This window comes from Aeromicrobium sp. REDSEA-S38_B2 (assembly GCF_001628525.1).
GTDB classification, from domain to species: domain Bacteria; phylum Actinomycetota; class Actinomycetes; order Propionibacteriales; family Nocardioidaceae; genus Aeromicrobium; species Aeromicrobium erythreum.
On the sequence record NZ_LUNH01000005.1, the window covers coordinates 15,622 to 38,652 of the forward strand.

The 23,031-nt window shown below is 72.9% G+C and carries 21 protein-coding genes; 9 read left to right on the forward strand and 12 right to left on the reverse strand.

Annotated features, from left to right (window positions below; all coding sequences use genetic code 11):
* Nucleotides 1-27: 27 nt before the first annotated feature.
* Nucleotides 28-1,059, reverse strand: a complete 1,032-nt coding sequence (locus A6Q81_RS00995; protein WP_286689215.1) for an EamA family transporter — start codon at nucleotides 1,057-1,059, stop codon at nucleotides 28-30.
* Between the two features lie 39 nt (nucleotides 1,060-1,098).
* Between A6Q81_RS00995 and A6Q81_RS01000 the strand changes: the two genes are divergently transcribed.
* Both A6Q81_RS01000 and A6Q81_RS01005 read left to right on the forward strand, forming a co-directional pair.
* The gene (locus tag A6Q81_RS01000; RefSeq protein WP_286689216.1) at nucleotides 1,099-1,644 is read left to right on the forward strand and encodes a CGNR zinc finger domain-containing protein; all 546 of its coding nucleotides are present in this window, start codon (nucleotides 1,099-1,101) and stop codon (nucleotides 1,642-1,644) included.
* On the forward strand, nucleotides 1,641-2,261 hold the full coding sequence (locus A6Q81_RS01005; protein ID WP_286689217.1) for a GyrI-like domain-containing protein: 621 nt from the start codon (nucleotides 1,641-1,643) through the stop codon (nucleotides 2,259-2,261). The genes A6Q81_RS01000 and A6Q81_RS01005 overlap by 4 nt, the downstream gene beginning before the upstream one ends.
* A gap of 147 nt (nucleotides 2,262-2,408) precedes the next feature.
* Here A6Q81_RS01005 and A6Q81_RS01010 read toward each other — a convergent pair whose 3' ends face one another.
* Nucleotides 2,409-3,095, reverse strand: coding sequence for an EcsC family protein (locus A6Q81_RS01010; RefSeq protein ID WP_286689218.1), 687 nt, complete (start codon nucleotides 3,093-3,095; stop codon nucleotides 2,409-2,411).
* 66 nt (nucleotides 3,096-3,161) lie between these two features.
* On the opposite strand from A6Q81_RS01010, the gene A6Q81_RS01015 reads away from it, so the two are divergent.
* The 3 genes from A6Q81_RS01015 to A6Q81_RS01025 all read left to right on the forward strand — a co-directional run bounded on the left by A6Q81_RS01015 (nucleotide 3,162) and on the right by A6Q81_RS01025 (nucleotide 5,170).
* Nucleotides 3,162-4,121: a phosphotransferase family protein gene (locus A6Q81_RS01015; RefSeq protein ID WP_286689219.1), complete on the forward strand. Its 960-nt coding sequence runs from the start codon at nucleotides 3,162-3,164 to the stop codon at nucleotides 4,119-4,121.
* Between the two features lies 1 nt (nucleotide 4,122).
* The gene (aat, locus tag A6Q81_RS01020; RefSeq protein ID WP_502692797.1) at nucleotides 4,123-4,812 is read left to right on the forward strand and encodes a leucyl/phenylalanyl-tRNA--protein transferase; all 690 of its coding nucleotides are present in this window, start codon (nucleotides 4,123-4,125) and stop codon (nucleotides 4,810-4,812) included.
* 79 nt (nucleotides 4,813-4,891) lie between these two features.
* Complete coding sequence (locus tag A6Q81_RS01025) at nucleotides 4,892-5,170, forward strand: HU family DNA-binding protein (protein WP_067860776.1); 279 nt, start codon at nucleotides 4,892-4,894, stop codon at nucleotides 5,168-5,170.
* A 72-nt stretch (nucleotides 5,171-5,242) separates the two neighbouring features.
* Here the strand turns inward: A6Q81_RS01025 and A6Q81_RS01030 are convergent, their stop codons facing one another.
* On the reverse strand, nucleotides 5,243-5,551 hold the full coding sequence (locus A6Q81_RS01030; protein ID WP_253021399.1) for a rhodanese-like domain-containing protein: 309 nt from the start codon (nucleotides 5,549-5,551) through the stop codon (nucleotides 5,243-5,245).
* 115 nt (nucleotides 5,552-5,666) lie between these two features.
* Between A6Q81_RS01030 and A6Q81_RS01035 the strand changes: the two genes are divergently transcribed.
* The 4 genes from A6Q81_RS01035 (at nucleotide 5,667) to A6Q81_RS01050 (ending at nucleotide 9,148) form a co-directional block, all read left to right on the forward strand.
* On the forward strand, nucleotides 5,667-6,110 hold the full coding sequence (locus A6Q81_RS01035; protein WP_286689220.1) for an ATP-binding protein: 444 nt from the start codon (nucleotides 5,667-5,669) through the stop codon (nucleotides 6,108-6,110).
* 64 nt (nucleotides 6,111-6,174) lie between these two features.
* Nucleotides 6,175-7,020 (forward strand): DUF5926 family protein, encoded by an 846-nt coding sequence (locus A6Q81_RS01040; protein WP_286689221.1) that lies wholly within the window; start codon nucleotides 6,175-6,177, stop codon nucleotides 7,018-7,020.
* 117 nt (nucleotides 7,021-7,137) lie between these two features.
* Complete coding sequence (locus A6Q81_RS01045; RefSeq protein WP_067860768.1) at nucleotides 7,138-8,616, forward strand: purine-cytosine permease family protein; 1,479 nt, start codon at nucleotides 7,138-7,140, stop codon at nucleotides 8,614-8,616.
* A gap of 10 nt (nucleotides 8,617-8,626) precedes the next feature.
* Nucleotides 8,627-9,148, forward strand: coding sequence for a cysteine hydrolase family protein (locus tag A6Q81_RS01050; protein WP_286689222.1), 522 nt, complete (start codon nucleotides 8,627-8,629; stop codon nucleotides 9,146-9,148).
* A 242-nt stretch (nucleotides 9,149-9,390) separates the two neighbouring features.
* Here A6Q81_RS01050 and A6Q81_RS01055 read toward each other — a convergent pair whose 3' ends face one another.
* From A6Q81_RS01055 to A6Q81_RS01095, 9 genes are all read right to left on the reverse strand, one after another.
* A complete protein-coding gene (locus tag A6Q81_RS01055) occupies nucleotides 9,391-10,575 on the reverse strand; it encodes an arginine deiminase (protein WP_286689223.1) in 1,185 nt (394 codons plus the stop codon).
* Between the two features lie 10 nt (nucleotides 10,576-10,585).
* The gene (gene glgB, locus A6Q81_RS01060) at nucleotides 10,586-12,529 is read right to left on the reverse strand and encodes a 1,4-alpha-glucan branching protein GlgB (protein WP_286689224.1); all 1,944 of its coding nucleotides are present in this window, start codon (nucleotides 12,527-12,529) and stop codon (nucleotides 10,586-10,588) included.
* Between the two features lies 1 nt (nucleotide 12,530).
* Nucleotides 12,531-13,916, reverse strand: a complete 1,386-nt coding sequence (locus tag A6Q81_RS01065) for a maltokinase N-terminal cap-like domain-containing protein (RefSeq protein WP_286689225.1) — start codon at nucleotides 13,914-13,916, stop codon at nucleotides 12,531-12,533.
* On the reverse strand, nucleotides 13,913-15,745 hold the full coding sequence (treS, locus tag A6Q81_RS01070; protein WP_286689226.1) for a maltose alpha-D-glucosyltransferase: 1,833 nt from the start codon (nucleotides 15,743-15,745) through the stop codon (nucleotides 13,913-13,915). The genes A6Q81_RS01065 and treS overlap by 4 nt, the downstream gene beginning before the upstream one ends.
* Nucleotides 15,746-15,774: 29 nt before the next feature.
* Nucleotides 15,775-17,745 (reverse strand): maltotransferase domain-containing protein, encoded by a 1,971-nt coding sequence (locus A6Q81_RS01075; RefSeq protein ID WP_286689227.1) that lies wholly within the window; start codon nucleotides 17,743-17,745, stop codon nucleotides 15,775-15,777.
* Nucleotides 17,746-17,836: 91 nt separating this feature from the next.
* On the reverse strand, nucleotides 17,837-19,966 hold the full coding sequence (glgX, locus tag A6Q81_RS01080; RefSeq protein ID WP_286689228.1) for a glycogen debranching protein GlgX: 2,130 nt from the start codon (nucleotides 19,964-19,966) through the stop codon (nucleotides 17,837-17,839).
* Nucleotides 19,967-20,174: 208 nt separating this feature from the next.
* Nucleotides 20,175-20,315 (reverse strand): hypothetical protein, encoded by a 141-nt coding sequence (locus A6Q81_RS01085; protein WP_286689229.1) that lies wholly within the window; start codon nucleotides 20,313-20,315, stop codon nucleotides 20,175-20,177.
* A 25-nt stretch (nucleotides 20,316-20,340) separates the two neighbouring features.
* Entirely contained in the window at nucleotides 20,341-22,014 is a 1,674-nt protein-coding gene (gene treZ, locus A6Q81_RS01090) for a malto-oligosyltrehalose trehalohydrolase (protein WP_286689230.1), read from the reverse strand.
* Between the two features lie 2 nt (nucleotides 22,015-22,016).
* Complete coding sequence (locus tag A6Q81_RS01095) at nucleotides 22,017-23,021, reverse strand: aldo/keto reductase family protein (RefSeq protein WP_286689231.1); 1,005 nt, start codon at nucleotides 23,019-23,021, stop codon at nucleotides 22,017-22,019.
* Between the last annotated feature and the right edge of the window lie 10 nt (nucleotides 23,022-23,031).

Sequence of the window (23,031 nt, forward strand, 5' to 3'; positions counted from 1 at the left end):
CGCTGCCGGTGAGGGTGGGGCGGGCGCTCAGGTCGGCGGCAGCGGCTCGACGGTGGGCGACGTCGCCCCGTGCTCCTCGACGTGCCGGGGCTCGCCGACCTTGACCAGCACGACGCCGGCCAGGACGAGCAGGCCGCCGAGGAGCTGGGCCGTGGTCGGCAGCTCGTCGAGCAGCAGCCACGCGAACAGCACGGCCATGAGCACCTCCGACAGGGCGACGAACGACGCCACGCGCGACCCGAGCCGACGTCCGGCCGCGATGCCCGTGACGTAGGCGAGCGCCGCGGTCACGACGCCCAGCAGACCGACGAGCAGCCACCAGGGGAGCGCGACGTCGCCCAGCGTCGCGTCAGCGGTCGACGCGGTCATCGGCAGCACGCCGACCAGACCGCCGAGACCGAGGGCGGCGCTGCCGACGAGCAGGCCGCCGCCGGCCAGCGCGACCGGCGGCAGCCCGACGCGGTCGTCGGCCGACAGCAGGAAGTAGGTCGCGGCGCCGATCGTCGCGCCGAGGGCCCACAGGACCCCGACCCCGTCGAGGGAGACCCCCGACAGCAGGCCGAGCACGAGCGCGAGACCCGCCATCGCGACGACGGCGCCGGCGACGGTGAGCCTCCCGGGGCGCTCCCCGCGGGCGACCCACAGGAACACCACGACGGCGACGGGCGCCATGTACTCGATGAGCAGCGCCACGCCGACCTGCAGCGTCTGCACGGCGTAGAAGTAGCAGAGCTGCGCGCCGGCGACGGCGAGCAGGCCGTAGAGCAGCACCGTCGGCGCGGCGCGGCGGACCAGGCTCCAGCGACCGCGCATCGCGAGGGCCGTCGGCAGCGCCACGACCGCGGCGGCGACGCCCATCCGGACGGCCGCTGCGGCGCCGGCGCTCCAGCCCGACTCCAGCAGTCCGCGGGCCAGGGACCCGGAGAGCCCGAAGGCCGAGGCCGACACCAGGGCGAACGCGAGGCCCGACGCGGTGCGTCCGCTCCCGGCGTTCGGGGAGCGTCGCGACGGCGCCGAGGCGCCCGCCAGCGATGCTGCGTCAGGAGCGTTGCTGGTCATGGGTCCTGACGATAGGGGCGAATGTCGTAAGGTGTCAACATGGTCTTCGCTCATGACACCGAGGCGAACCTGCTGGCCGCCGTCGAGCTGGCGAACTCGGCCGAGGAGCCCGACACCCTCACCTCCGTGGCGGAGCTCGACGGCTACTACGAGCGGCACGGCTACACCGGCCGGCACGACCGCGACCGCGCGGAGCTCGACGAGGTACGCGCGCTGCGCGCGACCCTGCGTCGACTGATGACGGCCGAGCTCGACGAGGCCGTCGCCGTCGTCAACGACCTGCTCGCCGCGTTCCCCGCGCAGCCCCGACTCGTGAACCACGGGCCCCTCGGCTGGCACCTGCACGTCGTCGACGACGACCGGCCGCTGCACGAGCGGATCGCCCTCGAGACCGCCGTCGCGTTCAGCGAGGTGGTGACCGCCGGCGAGCTGTCCCGCTTCGCGACCTGCGCCGACGACGGCTGCGACGGCATCGTCCTCGACCTCTCTCGCAACCGCTCCCGTCGCTTCTGCAGCACCACCTGCGGCAACCGTCACGCCGCCGCGGAGTACCGGGCGCGCCAGCGCGAGCAGGAGCAGGCGTGACCCTCGACCGCAAGCGCACCCTGACCCACTACCGCGCGCGGCGCGGGGTCTTCGACGTGCTCGAGGTGCCGCCGCTGACGTACCTGGCGGTCGACGGCCAGGGCGACCCCAACACGTCCGCCTCCTACGCCGAGGCGCTCGCCGCGCTCTACCCCGTCGCCTACGCCCTGCGGTTCGCGGGGAAGGCGCGCGGCCACGACGAGACGGTCATGCCGCTCGAGGCGCTCTGGTGGTCCGACGACATGGCCGCGTTCACGAGCGCGCGCGACAAGAGCCGCTGGAGCTGGACCACGCTCGTCCTCGCGCCCACCTGGGTCGACGACGCCGCGTTCGCCGACGCCGTCGCGACCGTGGCGCGCAGGAAGCCGGAGCTCACCGGCCTCGACCGCGTCGACCTGCGGGTGCTGCACGAGGGTCTGTGCATCCAGACGCTGCACGTCGGCCCCTACGACGACGAGGGCCCAGTGCTCGCGCGGATGCACGACGTCGAGATCCCGTCGGCAGGGCTGCGCCTCACCGGCCGCCACCACGAGGTCTACCTCGGCGACCCCCGGCGCACCGCCCCGGAGCGCCTGCGCACGATCCTGCGCCAGCCCGTCGCGCCGGTCGAGTCCTGACCCGCGGTCACCAGTCAGGCCGCTGATTCCCATGAGGTCATGGGAATCCCCCACTCACCCTCGGAATGATTCGCAGGTGAGTGAGGAAGAACCATGGTCAGATGCTGGTTCCCATCAACTGATGGGAACCAGTGACGGGCTGCGCGGCTAGGCCTGCCGCTTCGGGATGTTGCGGTCCTTCAGCTCGCGCGCGGCGTACTGGCCGATCTGCCGCGTCGACCAGCCGTCGGACCCGCCTGCGACGGCACCGCCGATGAGCGGCACGCGCCGGGCGACGAGGGTGACGGCGCGGCGGCCGACGGTGCGGGTGATGAGCTCGGCGGTGACCTCGTGGGAGATGATCCGGTCGAGCTCCGGGGAGTGCACCGGCGACGTCGCGAGCGTCATCGGCGGCGACGGCAGCTTGCCCGACTTCAGCAGGTCCTTCACCGCGTCCTCGCCGAGCATGCAGACGAGGATCGCGTTGCGCACCCGCGGGTCGGTGAGGTCGTAGCCGCGGAGCGCGGCCACCCCCGCGACCATGTGCGCCTGCACCAGCGTGACGCCGACGACGTTCGCCGGCACCGACACGGCCACCGCCGCGATGCCGCCCAGGTTCGTCACGAACCCCTGCGCGCCGGCCAGCGCCGTGTGGCGTCGCACGAGACGCGTGATCGCGGCCTCGACGTCGCCATCGGTGTCGACCAGGTGGGCGTCGGCGGCCTTGCGCGCCGACGGGAGCGGCCCGACGCCGTCGATCGCGCGGTCCAGCACCTGGCGGACGAACCCGCCTGCCACCTGGGGAGCGAACTTGTTCGTCGCCGCCACCGCGGCCCTGCCTCGAAGTCCAGCCATGCCCACAATCCTAGGGACGCGCTCGAGGTCCGCCCCCCGAACGGCGGCGGGCCCTACGCTCAGCGCATGGACGAGGCGTTCAGCCGGCAGGTCACGTCGCCGGGCTGGCTCGAGGAGGCGCACGCCTGGATCCACGCCCGCGCCGAGGAGGCGGGGCACGCGCTCGCCGGCCCGATCGAGCAACGTCGGGTGCGACCGTGGTCGACGCAGCTGGTCGTGCCCACCGACCGCGGGCGCCTCTGGTTCAAGGCGAACTGCCGGTCGATGGCGTTCGAGCCGGCGCTGCACGCCCTGCTGGCCGACGTCGCGCCCGACCAGGTGGCCGCACCGCTCGCGGTCGACCCCACACAGGGGTGGATGCTCACCGCCGACCGTGGCGTGACGCTGGGCGACTCTCGCGAGCCCACCCTCGCCGACTGGCGCGGCGTCATGATCGCGACCGCGCGCCTGCAGCGTCGCCTCGTCGACCGTCGCGACGCCGTGCTCGCCACCGGCGTCCCCGACTGCTCGCCCGAGACCGTCCCGGCCCGTTTCGACGCCCTGCTCGAACGCCTCGCGACGCTGCCCGCCGAGCACCCCTCGGCCCTCGACCACGCCGGCGCCACCGCGCTCGCCGGACGTCGCGACCAGCTGCTCGAGGCCGTCGCGCGTCTCGCGTCGTCGAGCGTCCCGGTCACCGTGCAGCATGGTGACGTGCACCCCTGGAACGCCTTCGCCGACCTGCGCGTGTTCGACTTCGGCGACCTGCAGTGGTCCCACGCGCTCGAGGTCCTGAGCGTGCCCTACGGCTGGATCACGACCCGCAGCGCGCTGGCCTGGGACGACGTGCTCGCCACCTACTCCGAGATGTGGTCCGACGTCGCCGACCCGCGCGACCTCGCCGAGCTGCGCGCCGCCACGGCCTTCACGCAGCCCGTCAACCGTGCCCTGACCTGGTGGGACTCCCTCGAGGGGGCCACCGACGAGGAGTGGCGCGAGTGGGGCGAGATGCCCGCGCACCACCTGAGCCGCGTGCTGGAGGCCTGACGTGCCCGCCGTCCCGCTGCCGCCGTCCCCCTGGGAGTTCCGGCCCGAGCTGTGGCCGCGGTCCGACTGCGTCGCGGCCGGAGCCGACCTCGAGCCGTCGACGGTGGTCGAGGCCTACCGGCACGGTGCGTTCCCGATGCCGGACGAGGGCGACCTGCTGTGGTGGTCGCCGATCGAGCGTGGCGTGCTGGAGCCGTCGGCGCTGCGGGTCTCACGGTCGCTGCGCCAGGCGGTGCGCCGGCTGACGGTCACCGTCGACACCGCGTTCGCCGAGGTGGTCGACGCGTGCGCCGACCCCCGTCGGCCCGGCGCCTGGATCGACCGCGGTATCCGCGACGCGTACGTGCGCCTGCACGAGCTCGGCTGGGCGCACTCCGTCGAGACCCGCGACGCCGACGGGACCCTCGTCGGCGGGCTGTACGGACTCTCGGTCGGACGCCTGTTCGCGGGGGAGTCGATGTTCCACCACGCACGCGACGCCTCGAAGGTGGCCCTGGTGGCGCTCATCGACGCCGTCGGGCCCGAGGGGCTCGTCGACGTGCAGTGGGCGACCCCGCACCTGGAGTCGCTGGGGGTCGTGCGGTGGCCGAGGGAGCGGTACCTGGAGGCGCTGCGGGGGCTCATCGACGCTCCCGGCCCCGACTGGGACGCCCTCCGAGGCCCGATATCACGGGCAGAAGGCACGCCGTAGGGGCCGGGGTGCACCGGAATGTCGGGGTTTCCTGCCTAGACTGCTGAGCGCACAACATCCGAACTCTCTAGGAGTCCCCGTGGCTATCTCCCGCAGCGACCTCGTCTCGGCCCTCGCCGAGAAGGCCGACACCACCAAGTCCACCGCCGACGACGTCCTCAGCGCGCTGGCCGACGTCCTGATCGACGCCGTCAGCAAGGGCGAGAAGGTCGCCATCCCCGGCATCCTCTCGGTCGAGCGCGTCTCGCGCGCCGCTCGCACGGGCCGCAACCCCGCGACCGGTGAGACCATCGACATCCCCGCCGGCTACGGCGTGAAGGTGAGCGCCGGCTCGAAGCTCAAGGCTGCCGCCAAGTGAGCTAGGCCCCTCAGCCACGGAGAGGCCCCCCGGACCACACGGTCCAGGGGGCCTTTCCGCGTCCAGGGACGCTCAGCTCACGGTGGGTCGGCCCGCCGCCTCCCACGCGTCCATCCCGCCGGCCAGGTTGACGACGTCGTGGCCCTGCTGCCCGAGCCACGCCGTGGCCCGCGCCGAGCGACCGCCGAGGTGGCAGACGACGAGCGTGCGTGCTTGCGGGTCGAGCTCACCGACGCGCGTCGGGAGGTCGCCGAGCGGCACGTGCACGGCGCCCGGGACGTGCCCCGCGTCCCACTCGTGGGGCTCGCGAACGTCCAGCACGACGAGGTCGTCGGGCAGCGGGTCGGGCAGGTCGGCAACGGTCGTCGTGGGCACGTCCACAGGGGGCTCCTGGAAGGTCTGGCGCCCGTGCGGAGCGGGTCTCACGCGGCGTCCGCGGCGGGAGGTGGGCCACACGGGCTGGATTATCGGCTGCTGACTGGTTACTTTGGACTATATGCACCCGGGCGGAGAACAGGTCGACGGCAACGCCGCAGCGACCACCCGTCCGTCCGCGACCGTGCGTCTGCCGTTCGAGCCGTCGACGCCGAGCATCGCCCGCACCAAGCTCGCCGGCTTCCTCACCGTGCACCGTGCCTCGTCCAGCGTCATCGACGACGCGCTCATCGTGATGAGCGAGATGGTCGCCAACGCCGTCGCGCACGGCCAGCCGTCCGACGACGGCACGATGGAGCTGGCGTGGACGATCGACCCCGAGCGGCAGCTGCTCGAGATCAGCGTCCACGACGACGGCCAGGGCGGGTCGCTCAAGCCGATCGACTTCGACGAGGACTCCCTCAGCGGCCGCGGGCTCTCGATCATCAACCGCGTCGCCGATCGCTGGTGGGTCGACATGTCCGCCGGCACCCGCGTCGGCGCCGAGCTGCCGCTCGCCCGCTGACTCGATCGGTCAGGAGCGACCCTGCGGCCTGCCGCCGCCCGCACCTCTGGCTAGGGTGCGACCCATGGGAAAGAAGTCGCGCCGCACTAAGGCGCCGAAGCCGGCCCGCATGCCCTTCGTCGCCCGCACCTTCGAGGGGCTGCCGCACGAGGGTGACTGGATCGCGCTGCGCGAGTTCGTGCCGTCCGCGACCGCCACGGTCACGCTCACCGACGGCGAGCGGGTGCGCGTGTGCTCGCTGCTGCCCGGTGGTGGCGCCGGCATCCGTCGCCCCGACGGCGAGATCTGGCTCGGCCTGCAGGTGCTGCACAACTACGGCGACGTGAGCCGCGACCTCGCCGGCGCCATCGAGGCCGCCCGCGAGACCGAGCCCGGCAACCCGGTGCGCCTGACCGACCCGGGCGTGGGCGACCGGCTGCAGCAGATCGTCGATCCCGCGTCGTCGTTCGACGTGGAGGTGCACGACGGCTTCGACTTCTGGGTCGAGGGCACCGACGCCGAGGGCTCCGACGCGCTGGCCGCCGCCAACGAGTCCATCGCCCCCACCGAGCGGCTGACGTCGGTCGAGGCGGCCTACTGGGTGCGCATGGGCGACAAGCGCTACCTGCGCTGGGTCGTCACGCAGAGCGAGGCCACGGTGCTCGACGGCTTCGCCCGTCTCGCGGCCGCCGGCGAGGAGACCCTCGGCGAGGGCACGAAGCTCATCGGCATGTTCCGCGCCCACGGGCTGCTGGTGCCGGTGTGGGAGATGGACCCCGCCGTCGTCGACGACGGCGCGGCCGCGCTCGAGGAGCCCGTCGCGGCCCTCGCCCAGCGGCTGGAGGCTGCGATCGCCGACGACGCGCCCCTCACCCAGGAGCAGCGCAACGCCCGCGCCAACCTCACCAGCCGTCAGCTCACCATCCGGTGACCCCGGCCCGTTTGCGTGGGGCCCCACGCAAACGGGCTCGCCCCCACGCAACGGTGCGCATGATCCGCACGTTTGCGTGGGGGAGACGCGCCGCCCCCGACGTGGGACGCTGACCCCATGAGCGAGCTGGACGCGGTCCGACGGGCCGGCATCGAGGTCACCGGCATCGAGATCGTCGACGAGGCGGAGCGCACCGCGAAGCCGTCCGACCTCTTCTGGCCGTGGTTCGCCGCGAACGTGTCGGTGTTCGGCATCTCCTACGGCAGCTTCGTGCTCGGCTTCGGGCTCTCGCTGACGCAGGCGGTGCTCGTGACCGTCCTCGGTGTCGTGGTGTCGTTCGCGGCCTGCGGCCTGGTCGCGATCGCCGGCAAGCGCGGCTCGGCGCCGACGATGATCCTCAGCCGCGCACCGTTCGGCGTCGTCGGCCAGAAGCTGCCCGGCGTCTTCAGCTGGCTGATCTCGATCGGCTGGGAGACGTTCCTGGCCATCACCGCGACCCTGGCCACCGCCACGGTCCTGCGCGAGCTCGGCTGGGGTGGTGGGACGGCCACGAAGGTCGTCGCCTGCGCCGTCATCGCGGCCCTGATCGTCGCCGCGTCGGTCGCCGGGTACCACGTGATCATGCGGATGCAGTCGGTGCTGACCTGGCTCACCGGCGCCGCCACCATCGGCTACATCCTGCTCACGTTCGACCAGATCGACCTCGACCGCGTCACGTCGCTGCCCGGCGGGTCCGGCCAGGCCGTGGTCGGGGCGTTCGTCATGGTGATGACCGGGTTCGGCTTCGGCTGGATCAATATCGCCGCGGACTGGTCGCGGTACCAGCGGCGCGACACGTCGGGCGCGCAGATCGTCGCGTGGAACACGCTGGCCGGGGCGCTCGCACCTGTCGTGCTCGTGGTCTACGGCATCCTGCTCGCGGGCTCGTCGGACACCCTCAGCGCGGGGATCGTGAACGACCCCGTCGGCACGCTCGCGTCGGTCCTGCCGACCTGGTTCCTCGTGCCGTTCCTCGTCGCGTCGGTGCTGGCGCTCGTGTCGGGCGCCGTGCTCGGCATCTACTCCTCCGGCCTGACGCTCCTGAGCCTCGGCGTGCGCATCCCGCGCCCGGCGGCCGCCCTCGTCGACGGCGTCATCCTGACGGCCGGGACGGTGTACGTCGTGTTCGTCGCACAGACGTTCCTCGGGCCGTTCCAGAGCTTCCTCATCACGCTCGGCGTCCCCGTCGCCGCGTGGGCCGGCATCATGATCGGCGACATCGCCCTGCGGCGTCGCGACTACGACGAGGCGGCGCTGTTCGACGCGTCGGGACGCTACGGCGCAGTCGCGTGGACGTCGGTGGCGACGATGGTCGTCGCGTCGGTCGTGGGCTGGGGCCTCGTCGTCAACCAGATCTCCGGGACCGCGTGGAACGACTGGCAGGGCTACCTGATCGAGCCGTTCGGGCTCGGCACCCGTCTGCCTGACGGCGCCGGCTGGGACGGTGCGTGGCCGTACGCGAACCTCGGCGTGCTGGCCGCGTTCGCGATCGGGCTGCTCGTCACCCTCGTCGCGCGACGGTCGGCCGTGCGTCGCCAGGAGGCCGGTGCCGCGTGAGGGTCGGGGCATGACGCGGACCTGGCTGGTCGTCGTCGACCCGCAGCGGGTCTTCGCCGACCCCGGCTCGCCCTGGGGATCGCCCATGTTCGCGGCGACCCTCGAGCCGGTGCGCGCGCTGGCGGCGAGGCTGCCGACGATCGTCACGCGCTGGGTGCCCGCGCCCGACGCCGAACGGGTCGGCTCGTGGCGTGCCTACTTCGACGCGTGGCCTTTCGCCGACCGCCCGGCCGACGACCCGATGTTCGAGGTCGTCCCCGAGCTGGCCGACGTCGCGGCCGCGGCGACCGTGGTCGACGCGCCGACGTTCGGCAAGTGGGACGTCGTGAGGACGGTGACGGGCGAGGCGCCCGACCTCGTCGTCGCCGGCGTCTCGACCGACTGCTGCGTCCTGTCGACCGTGCTCGCCGCCGCCGACGCGGGAGCGACCGTGCGGGTGGCCGTCGACGCGTGCGCCGGCTCGACGCCCGAGAACCACCGTCGCGCCCTCGACGCCATGGCCCTCTACGCGCCCCAGGTCACCCTCGCCTGACCCTCACCCTTGGGGTGGGGCCCCACCCCAAGGGTGACCTCCCACCCCAGCGCTGGGGTGGGACGCATCCTCTGGGTGGGGCCCCACCCAGAGGATGGCCGCCCGTTGTCCGCCGGGGGCTGACCGACGTCACCACCGACCGTCGCCCCCACCCGAAGGATTCACCCCACCTCAGCGCTGGGTGGGTGAGTCACCCTTTGGGTGGGGCCCAACCCCAAGGGCGGCGAGGGGGGAGGGGCGGGTCAGTCGCGGAGGACGGGGCAGGACATGCAGCGGGGGCCGCCGCGGCCGGAGCCGAGCTCGGAGCCGCTGATGGCCACGACCTCGATGCCGTGCTCCTCCAGGCGGGCGTTGGTCTGCTCGTTGCGCTCGTAGGCGACGGCGAGGCGGGCGTCGATGGCGAGGGTGTTGTTGCCGTCGTCCCACTGCTCGCGCTCGGCGGTCACCGGGTCGAGACCGGTGTCAATGCGGTGCAGGCGCTCGATGCCCATCGCGTCGGCCGCGGCGTCGAAGAACGACCGCTCCGGCGCCACCGACAGCGAGCCGTCCGCGTCGAGCGTGACCGCCAGCGCCCGCAGCTCGTCGGCCATGTTCGGGTAGATGACGACGGTGTCGACGTCGACCATCGTGACGATCGTGTCGAGGTGCATCGTGGCGCGTTCCTGGGCGATGGGCACCGCCAGCACCGACTCGGCCAGACCGGCACGCAGTGCGGTGGCCGCGAACCGCTCGAAGCCGGCGGGAGTCGTCCGCTCCCCGACGCCGACCGCGACGACACCGGGCGCGAGCAGCAGCACGTCGCCGCCCTCGAGGTGCTCCAGGTGCGGACCGTGGACCCGTTCGACGCCCGCGAAGCGCGGGTGGTGGGCGTACACGAGACCGGTCAGCTGCGTCTCGCGGACGCGCGCCGGCATCGCCAGGCTCGTGACGGCGACCCGGTCGAGCAGCCACACGGAGGAGTCGCGCGTGAAGAGCAGGTTGGGCAGCGGGTCGACGAGGAAGTCGTCGGGGCGCAGCAGGCTCGTGACGATGCTGCGGTGCGCGACCTCGTCGTTGCGCAGGCCGGCCGTCACGACGGCGGCGAGGTCGGCGGGGGCGAGGTCCGACAGCGCGGCCACCAGGTAGCGACGCAGGCTGTCGCCGAGGTGCAGCGTCGACGTCGTGCTCTCGACGATCTCGGCCCGGGCGTCGGCCTGCTCGAGCGTCTCGGTGAGCAGCTCGACGAGGTACAGCACCTCGACGTCGTGGTCGCGCAGCGCCTGCGCGAACGCGTCGTGCTCGTCCTGCGCGCGCCCCAGCCAGGGGATGCCGTCGAACAGCAGCGAGTCGTTGTTGCGCGGCGTCAGCCGCGCGAGCTCCTGGCCCGGCCGGTGCAGCAGCACCGTCCGCAGGCGGCCGACCTCGCTCGAGGCACCCCACGTCGTCATGGGGCCCACCCTAGGTGGCGTCGGGCTCCAGCCAGAGGACCCCGGCCGGGGGCAGCTGGACGAGGGCTGACGCCGCGAACCCGTGGTGCGGGATCCCCTCGGCCTCGACCGACCCCAGGTTGCCGACACCCGAGCCGCCGTACGCCTGCGCGTCGGTGTTCAGCACCTCGCGCCACCGGCCCAGGAGCGGCAACCCGACGCGGTAGTCGTGGTGCGGCGCTCCGGAGAAGTTCGCCAGGCAGGCCAGCTGCGACCCGTCGCTGCCGATCCGCAGGAAGCACACGACGTTGCCCGCGACGTCGGAGGCGTCGATCCAGCGGAACCCGTCGGGGGTGGTGTCGGCCGTGTGGAGCGCGGGGGTCGCGCGGTACGTCTGGTTCAGGTCGGCGACCAGCTCGAGGACGCCCGCGTGCAGCGGGTCGCGCAGCTCGTCCCAGTCGAGCCCGCGGGCCTCCGCCCACTCGCCCTCCTGCCCGAACTCACCGCCCATGAACAGCATCTGCTTGCCGGGATGGGCCCACATGAACGCCAGCAGGGCGCGCACGCCGGCCGCCTTGTTCCACGCGTCGCCCGGCATCCGGCCCCACAGCGAGCCCTTGCCGTGCACGACCTCGTCGTGCGACAGCGGCAGCACGAAGTTCTCGGTCCAGGCGTAGTCGATGGCGAACGTCATCTCCCCGTGGTGGTACGAGCGGTGCACGGGGTCGTGGCTCAGGTAGGAGAGCGTGTCGTGCATCCAGCCCATGTTCCACTTGAAGCCGAACCCGAGGCCGCCCGCGTCGGTGGGGGCGCTGACGCCCGGCCAGGCCGTCGACTCCTCGGCCACCATCATCACGCCGGGGTGGTGCTTGTAGACCGTCGCGTTGAGCTCCTGGAGCAGCTGCACGGCCTCGAGGTTCTCGCGGCCACCGTGCTTGTTGGGCACCCACTCGCCGTCGTTGCGCGAGTAGTCGAGGTAGAGCATCGACGCGACGGCGTCGACGCGCAGGCCGTCGAGGTGGAACTCCTCGAGCCAGAACAGCGCGTTGGCGACGAGGAAGTTGCGCACCTCCGGACGTCCGAAGTCGAACACGTAGGTGCCCCAGTCGGGCTGCTCGCCGCGGCGCGGGTCGGGGTGCTCGTAGAGGGCGGTGCCGTCGAAGCGGGCCAGGGCCCACTCGTCCTTCGGGAAGTGCGCAGGCACCCAGTCGACGATGACGCCGAGGCCGCGCTGGTGCAGCTCGTCGACGAACCAGCGGAAGTCGTCGGGGGAGCCGAACCGCGACGTCGGCGCGTAGTACGACGTGACCTGGTAGCCCCAGGAGCCGCCGAAGGGGTGCTCGGCGACGGGCAGCAGCTCGACGTGGGTGAAGCCCATCTCGAGGAGGTAGTCGCCCAGCTCCTCGGCGAGCTCGCGGTACGTCAGCCCGGGACGCCACGACCCGAGGTGCACCTCGTAGATGCTCACGGGGGCCTCGGCCCAGCGGGTCGCGTCGCGCTGCTCCACCCAGGCGTCGTCGCGCCAGCGGTGCGTCGGCTCGACGACGACCGACGCCGTCGCGGGCGGCACCTCGGTGCCGAACGCGAGCGGGTCGATCTTCTCGTGCCAGACGCCGTCGGCGCCCTCGACCCGGAACTTGTACCGCGCGCCGGCGCCGACGCCCGGGACGAAGAGGTCCCAGACACCCGGGCCGCCGAGCGGTCGCATGGCGTGCGCACCGCCGTCCCAGCCGTTGAAGTCGCCGACGACCTGCACGCTGCGGGCGTTCGGCGCCCAGAGCGCGAACGAGGTGCCCGCGACGGGCCCGTCGGTGCCGTCGTGGGTGCGGACGTGGGCGCCCAGCACGTCCCAGAGCCGCTCGTGGCGGCCCTCGCCGATGAGGTGGAGGTCGAGCTCGCCGACCGCGACGGGCCAGCCGTCCGCCGGCTCGGCGCCCGTGGCCGCGCTGGGGGTGGGGGTGTCGTCGGACGTCATGTCAGGCCTCCTCGGTGAGGATGCGGGCGATGGAGCCGAGCGGCACGTCGGTCCAGTCGGGCCGGTTGGCGTGCTCGTAGCCCACCTCGTAGACCGCCTTGTCGAGCTCGAGCCCGCGCAGCAGCACGGACTCGTCGCGGGGGTCGTGCCCGGCCGCCTTGGCGTAGCCGTCGCAGAACGCCGTCCGGTTGTGGACGGCCCAGGCGTCGGCACGCTCGCGGCGGGCGTCGTCGTGGGGCTGGCCGACGAGCAGCTGGTGGGCGGCGTAGTCGAAGGAGCGGAGCATGCCGGCGACGTCGCGCAGCGGCGACCGCAGCGCCGAGCGCTCCGCGAGGCTGGCCGCGGGCTCCCCCTCGAAGTCGAGGACGAGCCACCCGGAGACGGTGCGCAGCACCTGGCCCAGGTGCAGGTCGCCGTGGACGGGCTGCAGCGGCAGCCTGAGCTCGACGTCGACCACGGCGCGGAACGCGTCGCGGATCCCGTCGGTGTGCTCGCGCAGGGCGGGCACGGCCGCGGCCACGCGGTCGAGCCGGCGCTCCATGGCCTCGACCGTGCGGGCGAGGTCGTCGCCGGCAGCCGTCTCGGTGCCCAGGGCGCGGGCGAGGTCGGCGTGGACGTCGGCCACGGCGCGACCCAGCCGGTAGGCCTCGCCCGCGAAGTCGCCGCCGAGGTCGCCGGGCGGCAGCCCCGCGTCGTCGGCCATGTAGTCGCGGACGCTCGTGGTGGCCATGACCCAGCCGTCGGCCGCATCGGGCAGGAAGCGCTGCAGCATCGCGAAGGTGACCTCGTCGTCACCGAGCGTGCCGCTGATCGCGCCGAGCGGCTCGGCGACGTGCGACGACCCGACCTCGCGCAGCGCCCGGTGCAGCACGAGGTCCTTGTTGGTGCCGGGCGTGAGCCGACGGAAGAGCTTGAGGATGTACTGGCCGCCGTAGACGAGGGAGGTGTTGCTCTGCTCCGACGTGATCGGGTGAGCGCGGAGGCCCGTCACGAGCTCGGCGCCCGGCTCCGGCTCGAACCGCAGGTCGCCGACCACGTCGCCGGCGGCCACGTGGTCGAGCAGCACGCCGGTGAGGTCGGCGTCGCCGCTGGCCTCGTACCAGACGGGGCCGTCCTCGACCCCGATCGCGGCGGTCGCCGGGACGTCCGGCAGTCCGTCGCTGCGCCGACCCAGCAGGAGCTGGTACGGCTCGGTGCGGTCGTCCTGCCCGACCTCGACGACGAGGTGGACGAGGGCGGGGTCACCGTCCTCGACGACCGTCCAGTCGAGGGCGCGGACGGAGGTGACCGCGCGGTCCTTGCCGCCGAACCACCGCTGGGAGGGCAGCCACCCGGGCAGGGCGGCCGCGACCTGGTCGACGTCGTGCTGGGTCACGGGCTGGCTCACAGCATGCTCCTTCGTTCGCCCTCGTCGCCGAGCTCGACCAGCTGGAACCAGTAGAAGCCGTGACCCGGGAGGGTCAGCAGGTAGGGCAGCTCCCCGACGCGCGGGAAGCGCACGCTGCCGGTCAGCTCGACGGGGGTGCACCCCTCGTGCTCGCCGAGCTCGAGCTCGACGGGCTGGGGGAAGCGGGACAGGTTGTTGACGCACAGCACGACGTCGCGCTCGCCGTCGGGACGGGTCCAGACGCGCTGGTAGGCCAGGACGCTCGGGTTCGAGCCGCCCAGGTCGACGAAGTCGCCCTCGGCGAAGGCCAGGTGCTGCTTGCGGACCTCGATCATGCGCCGCGTCCACGACAGCAGCGACGCGGAGTTGCCCATCTGCGCCTCGACGTTGACCGCCTCGTAGCCGTACGTCGGGTCCATGATCGGCGGCAGGTAGACGCGACCGGGGTCGGAGCGCGAGAAGCCGGCGTTGCGGTCCGGCGACCACTGCATCGGCGTGCGGACCGCGTCGCGGTCGCCGAGCCAGATGTTGTCGCCCATGCCGATCTCGTCGCCGTAGTAGAGCACCGGGGAGCCCGGCAGGCTCAGCAGAAGCGCGGTGAACAGCTCGAGCTGGTTGCGGTCGTTCTCCAGCAACGGCGCGAGCCGCCGCCGGATGCCGATGTTGGCCTTCATCCGCGGGTCGCGCGCGTACTCGCGGTACATGTAGTCGCGCTCGTCGTCGGTGACCATCTCGAGGGTCAGCTCGTCGTGGTTGCGCAGGAAGATGCCCCACTGGGTCCCGGCCGGGATGGGCGGCGTCTGCGCCAGGATCTCCGAGATCGGGAACCGCGACTCGCGGCGCACCGCCATGAAGATGCGCGGCATCAGGGGGAAGTGGAAGGCCATGTGGCACTCGTCGCCGCCGACCTCGGGGTCGCCGAAGTACTCCACGACGTCCGACGGCCACTGGTTCGCCTCGGCGAGCAGCACCCGGCCGGGGTACTCGCGGTCGATCGTCGCGCGCACCTCCTTGAGGTACTCGTGGGTCCGCGGCAGGTTCTCGCTGCTTGTGCCCTCCTCCTCGAACAGGTAGGGCACGGCGTCGAGCCGGAACCCGTCGATGCCGAGGTCGAGCCAGAAGCGCAGCACGTCGAGCATCGCCTCGCGCACGGCCGGGTTCTCGAAGTTCAGGTCGGGCTGGTGGCTGAAGAAGCGGTGCCAGAAGAACTGGCCGCGCACCGGGTCGTACGTCCAGTTCGACGTCTCGGTGTCGACGAAGATGATGCGCGCGTCGCTGTACTCGGTGCCGGTCTCGCTCCACACGTAGAAGTCGCCGTAGGGACCGTCGGGGTCCTGGCGCGACGCCTGGAACCACGGGTGGGCGTCGGACGTGTGGTTGAGCACGAGGTCGGTGATCACGCGGATGCCGCGTCGGTGCGCCTCCTCCAGCAGGTGGACGAAGTCCTCGACCGTGCCGAACTCCGGCAGGACGGCGCGGAAGTCGCTGATGTCGTAGCCGCCGTCGCGCAGTGGCGAGGCGTAGAACGGGGGCAGCCAGAGGCAGTCGACGCCGAGCCACTGGATGTAGTCGAGCTTGTCGGCGAGGCCGCGCAGGTCGCCCGTGCCGTCGCCGTTGGAGTCGTTGAACGCCCGGACCAGCACCTCGTAGAACACGGCGCGCTTGAACCACTCCGGGTCCGAGGGCGCCTGCTCGGCGTGATCGAAGTCGTCGGCGCTCGGCTCGGAGAGCGTCCCGTCGGCGGCGACGTCGTCGCCGGTGTGGGGGGTGTGCTCGAGCCCGTCGAGCGCAGCGTCGGGTGCTGTCGCCTCGGGTGGTGCGTCGGCCATCTGGTCTCCTCCCGGGAGGGGGCGCGGGGTCATCGGGGGGTCACGTGCAGGATGTGCGCGGGTGCGCGGGCGGGGTCGAGGCGCACGTACGTGGCCGCACCCCACGGGAAGGTCTCGCCGGTCACCTCGTCGTGCGCGACGAGCTCGGTGTCGGGCGACAGGCCGATCGCGTCGAGGTCGAGGAAGACCGTGCCCTCGCGGGCCTCGTGCGGATCGAGCGAGAGGACCACGACGACGAGGTCGCCGGTCTCGGGGTCCTGCTTCGACCAGACGAGCAGCGCGTCGTGGTCGACGTGGTGGAAGTGCAGGGTGCGCATCTGCTGCAGGGCCGGGTGGGCCCGACGGATCTCGTTCAGACGGGTGATCCACGGCTCCAGCGAGCGGCCCTCGGCCAGCGCCGCGGCGTAGTCGCGCGGACGCAGCTCGAACTTCTCCGAGTGCAGGTACTCCTCGGCGCCGGGGCGGAGCGCCTCGGCCTCGAACAGCTCGTAGCCGGAGTAGACGCCCCAGGTGGGGGCGAGCGTGGCCGCGAGCGCCGCGCGCAGCGCGAACATGCCCGGACCACCGACCTGCAGGTGCTCGGGGAGGATGTCGGGCGTGTTGACGAAGAGGTTGCCGCGACCCTCGTCCCAGTGGTCGCGCAGGTCCTCGCCGAACTCGACGATCTCCTCCTTCGTCGTGCGCCACGTGAAGTAGGTGTAGCTCTGCGTGAAGCCCAGCCGCGCGAGCCCCCAGAGCCGCGCGGGACGCGTGAACGCCTCGGACAGGAACAGCACGTCGGGGTGGCGCTCCTTGACCTCGGCGATGAGCCACGCCCAGAAGCTCGGCGGCTTCGTGTGCGGGTTGTCGACGCGGAAGATGCGCACGCCGCGCTCGACCCAGTGCAGCGTCACGCGCAGCACCTCGGCGTAGATGCCGTCGGGGTCGAGGTCGAAGTTCAGGGGGTAGATGTCCTGGTACTTCTTCGGCGGGTTCTCGGCGTAGGCGATGGTGCCGTCGGGCAGCGTCGTGAAGAAGTCGGGGTGCTCGCGGACCCAGGGGTGGTCGGGCGCGGCCTGCAGGGCGAGGTCGAGAGCCACCTCGAGCCCGAGCTCCTCGGCCCGTGCCACGAAGGCGGCGAAGTCGGCGTCGTCGCCGAGCTCGGGGTGGATCGCGTCGTGCCCGCCCTCGGCGGCGCCGATGGCCCACGGCGAGCCGACGTCGTCGGGGCCGGGGGTGAGCGTGTTGTTCGGGCCCTTGCGGTTCTCGCGCCCGATCGGGTGGATCGGCGGCAGGTAGACGACGTCGAACTGCATGGCGGCCACCCGGTCGAGCGCGTCGGCGGCCGTGCGGAGCGTGCCGTGCACCGGGCGTCCGTCGGCATCGACGCCGCCCGTGGACCGCGGGAAGAGCTCGTACCAGGACCCGAACGCGGCGCGTCGACGGTCGACCCACACGCGACGGACGGGGCCACGGGTGAGGAGCTGGCGCACGGGGTGGTCGTGCATGACCGCGCGGACGGCTGCGTCGAGCGCGGGACCCACGCGGGCGCCGAGCGGGAGGGTGTCGTCGCGCAGCGCCGCGGCGGCACCGCTGAGCGTGCCGGCCTCGGCGCGACGGTCGCGGCGGGCTGCGACCTCCTCGAGCAGCCGGGCGGCGATCTCGAGGTCGTTGGCCAGCTCGGCGGGGGTCTGGCCCGCCGCCAGCTTCGCCTCGAGGGCGTGCACCGCGGTGGCCCACGGGTCGCTCCAGGCGTCGACGCGGAAGGTCCAGAGCCCCGGGGCGTCGGGGACGATCGTGGCGGCGAAGAGGTCGAGGCCGGTGCCCTGCTCGTGCATCCGGACGGTGCGGTCGCGCCGTTCCCCGGGACCACGCCAGGCGACGGTGGCCGCCACGGCGTCGTGGCCCTCGCGCCAGACCGTCGCCTGCACGGGGACGTGCTCGCCCACGACCGCCTTCGACGGGTAGGTCCCGTCGCCGGACAAGGGTCGGACGTCGTCGATGCCGATCCGGTCCGTCATGCGGTGCACTCCCGTCGCTCGCGTCGGACGACTGGTCCGTCGTCGTCTCGAACGTACCCAGGATCGAGGGGTCGCGCGATCCGCCGACGCCTCAGTCCTGGCGCGGGGCCTTCAGCAGCAGCAGCGATCGGCCCTGCACCGTCAGGCGCCCGCCGGCCGGGAGCGGGTCTGTCGTGGCGGGCGACCCGTCGGGCGACGTCGTGTCGAGGGTCGGCTCGAACGTCTCCCCGAACTCCGGCCCGGGCAGGACGACCTCGAGCGGGTCCGCGCCGGCGTGCAGCAGGAGCAGCCAGGAGTGGTCGGTGAGCAGCTCGCCGTCACGGGTGCGGGACTGGCTGTGGGAGCCGTCGATCCACATGCCCAGGGTGCGCCGCTCCGGGTCGAGCCAGTCGGGCTCGGTCATCTCCTGGCCGTCCGGTCGCAGCCAGATCAGGTCCGGTCGTCCGCTCGGCGTCGTACGGCCGTCGAAGAACTCCGCCTGCCGCAGCGCAGGGCTGTTGGCGCGCAGGTGCACGACGCGTCGGGCGAAGGCGAGCATCGCGTCGCTCTCGGGCGTCGACGTCCAGTCGACCCACGAGGTCGCGTCGTCGAGGCAGTAGGCGTTGTTGTTGCCGCCCTGCGTGCGCCAGCGCTCGTCGCCGGCGACGAACATCGGGGTGCCGGTCGACAGCAGCAGCGTGGCCAGCAGGTTGCGCGCCTGACGCGCCCGCAGCGTCCGGACCTCGGGGTCGTCGGTCTCGCCCTCGACGCCGTGGTTCCAGGAGCGGTTGTCGTCGGTCCCGTCGCGGTTGTCCTCGCCGTTGGCCTCGTTGTGCTTGTGGTCGTAGGAGACGAGGTCGCGCAGGGTGAACCCGTCGTGGGCGGTGACGAAGTTGATCGACTGCCAGGGTCGGCGCAGGGTGTGGTCGTACAGGTCGGAGGAGCCGGACAGCCGGTACGCGAGCTGGTCGACCCCGCCCGACGCGCCGCGCCAGAAGTCGCGCACCGTGTCGCGGTACATGCCGTTCCACTCGGCCCACTGCGCGCCGAACGCCCCGACGCGGTAGCCCTCGCCGGTCGCGTCCCACGGCTCGGCGACGAGCTTGCACCGGGCGAGCACCGGGTCGGTCGTGATGGCGGTCAGCAGGGTGCTGTCGCGGTCGAACGCGCCGCCGCGCGGGCGGCCCATCGTCGAGGCGAGGTCGAAGCGGAACCCGTCGACGCCGAGCTCGGTGGTCCAGTACCGCAGCGAGTCGGTCACGAGCCGGACCACCGCGGGCGACCCCGCCTCCAGCGTGTTGCCGCAGCCCGTGATGTCGGCCATGTGCCCGTCGTCGTCGTGCAGGTAGTAAGCCGGGGCCTCGAGCCCGCGCAGGCTGAGCGTGGGCCCGTCCGGGCCGCCCTCGCAGGTGTGGTTGTAGACGACGTCGACGAGGACCTCGATGCCCGCGGCGTGCAGCGCGGCGACCATCGTCCGGAACTCCTCGACCTCGCGTCCCGTCTCGCTCGCGTAGCCGGGGTGCGGCGCGAAGTAGCCGAGCGGGGAGTAGCCCCAGTAGTTGTGCCGACCCGCGGCCACGAGCGACGGCTCGTCGGTGAAGGCCTGCACGGGCAGCAGCTCGACGGTGGTGACGCCGAGGCGCAGCAGGTGCTCGACCACGGCGGGGTGGGCGAGGCCGAGGTAGGTGCCGCGCAGGTGCTCCGGGACGTCGGGGTGCTGCTGCGTGAAGCCCTTGACGTGCAGCTCGAGGACGACGGTCTCCTCGAACGGCACCTCGGGCTTCGTGCCGGTGTCGGGCCCGCCGGGGCTCGTGACGACGGCGAGCGGCACGTGGCCGAGGGAGTCGACGGTCGACATCTCGACCCCCTCGGGGTCGTCGGCCCACCCGCGGGCGGCCTCCATGTCGGTGAGCGCGCCGGTGACGCGGCGGGCGTAGGGGTCGAGGAGGATCTTGTGCGGGTTGCAGCGCAGACCGGTCTTGGGCTCGTAGGGGCCGTGCACGCGGTAGCCGTACGTCTGCCCGGGGAGCACGCCCTGGACGAGGCCGTGCCAGACGCCGAAGGTGCGCTCGGTCAGCTCGACGCGCCGCTCGCTGCCGTCGGGGTCGACGAGGCACAGCTCGACCCGCTCGGCCACGCTGCTGGCGACGGCGAACCGGACACCTCCCGCCTCGGGGTGGGCCCCCAGCGGGAACGGGCGGCCGGCGAGCACGGGCAGGTCCTGCGGGCTCGACAACGTCATGCGCCCCAGTGTCTCAGGCGGTGGGTCCGGTGCAGGCTGGATCGCCCGCGGACCATCGTCCCCTCCGGCCCTGGGAGGTAGGTGGCGCGCGCTACGACCACCCTGGGAGGTAGGTGGCGCGCGGAAACGCTGGCGGTTGGCGCGGGTGGCCTACCGCCGGGGCGAGGTCCCGCGCGCCACCTACCTCCCGGGGGGCCGGTGCGGGGGCTCAGGTGTAGGGGCCGGAGAACGGGGCGGGGGCGTCGGGGTCGTCGACGTCGCCCTCGAGGCCCGGGTCCTGCTTCTTGTGCTTCTGGTCGTCGTCCCAGTCCTCGCGCTTGCGCGGGTCCTCGCTCGGCATGTCGCTCATGCCTCAGTGTGCGGCGGGCGCGACGTCAGCGCTCGTCGGACGACCAGACCACCTCGTCGCCGCGCCGCACCTCCGCCCGCTCGGCGTCGAGGTCGACGTCGACGACGTACGGGCCGCGGTGCAGGAGCACGCGGCGGTCGTCGTCGGAGACCTCGACCCTCGTGTCGACGAGGGACGGGTCGCGCAGCTCGGGGTGGGCGCGGCGCAGCGCGACCAGCGAGCGGTAGACCTCCAGCACGCCTCGGTGCCGGGGCTCGTCGAGCTCGTGCCACCGCAGCGTCGAGCGCTCGAGCGTCGCCGGGTCCATCGGGTCGGGCACCTCCGACTCGCCCCAGCCGTGGCGGCCGAACTCGCGCCGACGTCCGGTGCGCACGGCCTCGGCCAGCTCGGGGTCGGGGAACGAGGCGAAGAACTGCCACGGCGTGCTCGCGGCCCACTCCTCGCCCATGAAGAGCATCGGCGTGAACGGTCCGAGCAGCACCAGCGCGGCGCCGCAGGCCAGCAGGTCGGGCGAGACGGAGTCGGAGATGCGGTCGCCCGTGGCCCGGTTGCCGACCTGGTCGTGGTCCTGCAGGTAGGTCACGAACGCGTGGCCCGGCACCGCGTGGACGTCGACCGGGCGACCGTGGGTGCGGCCGCGGAACGACGACCACGTGCCGTCGTGGAAGAACGCGCCGCGCAGCACCTTGGCCAGCGCGCCGGGCTCGGCGAAGTCGGCGTAGTAGCCGTCGGTCTCGCCGGTGAGCGCCACGTGCAGCGCGTGGTGCACGTCGTCGGCCCACTGCGCGTCCATGCCGAGACCGTGCTGGTCGCGCGGGACGACCGTGCGCGGGTCGTTGCGGTCGGACTCCGCGACGAGCGACAACGGACGGCCGAGCCGCTGCGACGCGCGTTCGGTCTCGAGCGACAGCTCCTCGAGGATGGTCAGCGCCCGCGCGTCGGACAGCGCGTGGACGGCGTCGAGGCGCAGCGCGTCGACGTGGAAGTCCTCGAACCACGAGATCGCGTTGTCGAGCACGTAGCGCCGCACCTCGTCGGAGCCCTCGCCGTCGAGGTTGAGGCCCGGGCCCCAGTCGTTCTCGCCGGCGAAGTACGGACCGAAGCGGTCGAGGTAGGCCCCCGAGGGCCCGAGGTGGTTGTAGACGACGTCGAGCACGACGCCGAGGCCCCGTGCGTGGCAGGCGTCGACGAAACGCTTGAACCCGTCGGGTCCGCCGTACGGCTCGTGCACCGCACCCCACAGGACGCCGTCGTAGCCCCAGCCGTACGGGCCGTCGAAGCTGTTGACCGGCAGCACCTCCACCAGGTCGACGCCGAGGTCGACGAGGTGGTCGAGCCGCTCGACGGCGGCGTCGAACGTCCGGCCGGGCGTGAACGTGCCGACGTGCAGCTCGTAGACCACGGCACCGCGCAGGGCGCGGCCCTCCCAGGCGTCGTCGGTCCACGCGAACGCGTCGTGGTCGTAGGTGCGCGACGCCGCGTGCACGCCCTGCGGCTGCCAGACCGAACGGGGGTCGGGCAGCGGCGTGTCGTCGTCGCCCAGCAGGAACGCGTAGTCGGTGCCGGGCGCGACGTCGACGTCGTGCCACCACCACCCCGAGCGCGCCTCGCCCGGCTCCCACGCCTGCATGCGGTGCTCGACGCCGTCGATCCGCACGCGGACGCGGTCGTGGTCGGGGGCCCAGAGGGTGACGGCCACGCTCAGACCACCCGCGTGGGCGGCGACGCCGTCTTGCTCGGGTCGGTCGTCGGGATGCTGCCCAGCACCTCGTCGATCCTCGCGAGCACGTCGTCGTCCAGGGTGATCCCGCTCGCGGCGGCATTCGACTCGACCTGTTCCGGGCGCGAGGCGCCGACGATCGCGCCGGCCACGTCGTCGTGCGCGAGCACCCAGGCGATGGCGAGCTGGGCCATCGTGATGCCGAGGTCGTCGGCGACCGGGCGCAGCCCCTGCACGGCGGTGAGCACCTCGTCGTCCAGGAAGCGCTTGATCATGTCGGCGCCGCCCTTCTCGTCGGTCGCGCGGCTGCCCTCGGGCGGCGCGGCGCCGGGCTCGTACTTGCCGGTGAGCACACCCTGCGCGATCGGCGACCACACGATCTGCGACAGCCCCAGCTCGCGGCTCGCGGGCACGACCTCGCCCTCGATGACGCGCCAGAGCATCGAGTACTGCGGCTGGTTCGAGACGAGCCGGAAGCCGAGGTCGCGGGCGAGCTCCTGCCCGGCGCGGATCTGGTCGGCGGTCCACTCGCTGACGCCGATGTAGTGCGCCTTGCCGGCGCGGACGACGTCGGCGAACGCCTGCATCGTCTCCTCCAGCGGCGTCTCGTGGTCGTAGCGGTGCGCCTGGTAGAGGTCGACGTAGTCGGTCTGGAGCCGCTGCAGCGAGCCGTCGATCGACTCCATGATGTGCTTGCGGGAGAGTCCGGTGTCGTTGGGTCCGCCGGGGCCGGTGGGCCAGTAGACCTTCGTGAGGATCTCCAGCGACGCGCGGCGCTCGCCCTTCAGCGCCTCGCCGAGCACGCTCTCGGCCTTGCCGTTGGCGTACACGTCGGCGGTGTCGAACGTCGTGATGCCGGCGTCGAGCGCGGCTCGCACGCATGCCGTGGCTGCGTCGTTCTCGACCTGCGACCCATGGGTCAGCCAGTTGCCGTAGATGATCTCGCTGACCTTGAGGCCGCTGTTCCCGAGGTACCTGAACTCCATGCTCCGAGCC

Coding starts and splice junctions, on each gene's coding strand:
- A6Q81_RS00995 (WP_286689215.1), bottom strand. CDS start 1,059: ATGACCAGCAACGCTCCTGACGCAGCATCGCTGGCGGGCGCCTCGGCG.
- A6Q81_RS01000 (WP_286689216.1), top strand. CDS start 1,099: ATGGTCTTCGCTCATGACACCGAGGCGAACCTGCTGGCCGCCGTCGAG.
- A6Q81_RS01010 (WP_286689218.1), bottom strand. CDS start 3,095: ATGGCTGGACTTCGAGGCAGGGCCGCGGTGGCGGCGACGAACAAGTTC.
- A6Q81_RS01015 (WP_286689219.1), top strand. CDS start 3,162: ATGGACGAGGCGTTCAGCCGGCAGGTCACGTCGCCGGGCTGGCTCGAG.
- A6Q81_RS01035 (WP_286689220.1), top strand. CDS start 5,667: ATGCACCCGGGCGGAGAACAGGTCGACGGCAACGCCGCAGCGACCACC.
- A6Q81_RS01040 (WP_286689221.1), top strand. CDS start 6,175: ATGGGAAAGAAGTCGCGCCGCACTAAGGCGCCGAAGCCGGCCCGCATG.
- A6Q81_RS01045 (WP_067860768.1), top strand. CDS start 7,138: ATGAGCGAGCTGGACGCGGTCCGACGGGCCGGCATCGAGGTCACCGGC.
- A6Q81_RS01050 (WP_286689222.1), top strand. CDS start 8,627: ATGACGCGGACCTGGCTGGTCGTCGTCGACCCGCAGCGGGTCTTCGCC.
- A6Q81_RS01055 (WP_286689223.1), bottom strand. CDS start 10,575: ATGACGACGTGGGGTGCCTCGAGCGAGGTCGGCCGCCTGCGGACGGTG.
- glgB (WP_286689224.1), bottom strand. CDS start 12,529: ATGACGTCCGACGACACCCCCACCCCCAGCGCGGCCACGGGCGCCGAG.
- treS (WP_286689226.1), bottom strand. CDS start 15,745: ATGGCCGACGCACCACCCGAGGCGACAGCACCCGACGCTGCGCTCGAC.
- A6Q81_RS01075 (WP_286689227.1), bottom strand. CDS start 17,745: ATGACGGACCGGATCGGCATCGACGACGTCCGACCCTTGTCCGGCGAC.
- glgX (WP_286689228.1), bottom strand. CDS start 19,966: ATGACGTTGTCGAGCCCGCAGGACCTGCCCGTGCTCGCCGGCCGCCCG.
- A6Q81_RS01085 (WP_286689229.1), bottom strand. CDS start 20,315: ATGAGCGACATGCCGAGCGAGGACCCGCGCAAGCGCGAGGACTGGGAC.
- A6Q81_RS01095 (WP_286689231.1), bottom strand. CDS start 23,021: ATGGAGTTCAGGTACCTCGGGAACAGCGGCCTCAAGGTCAGCGAGATC.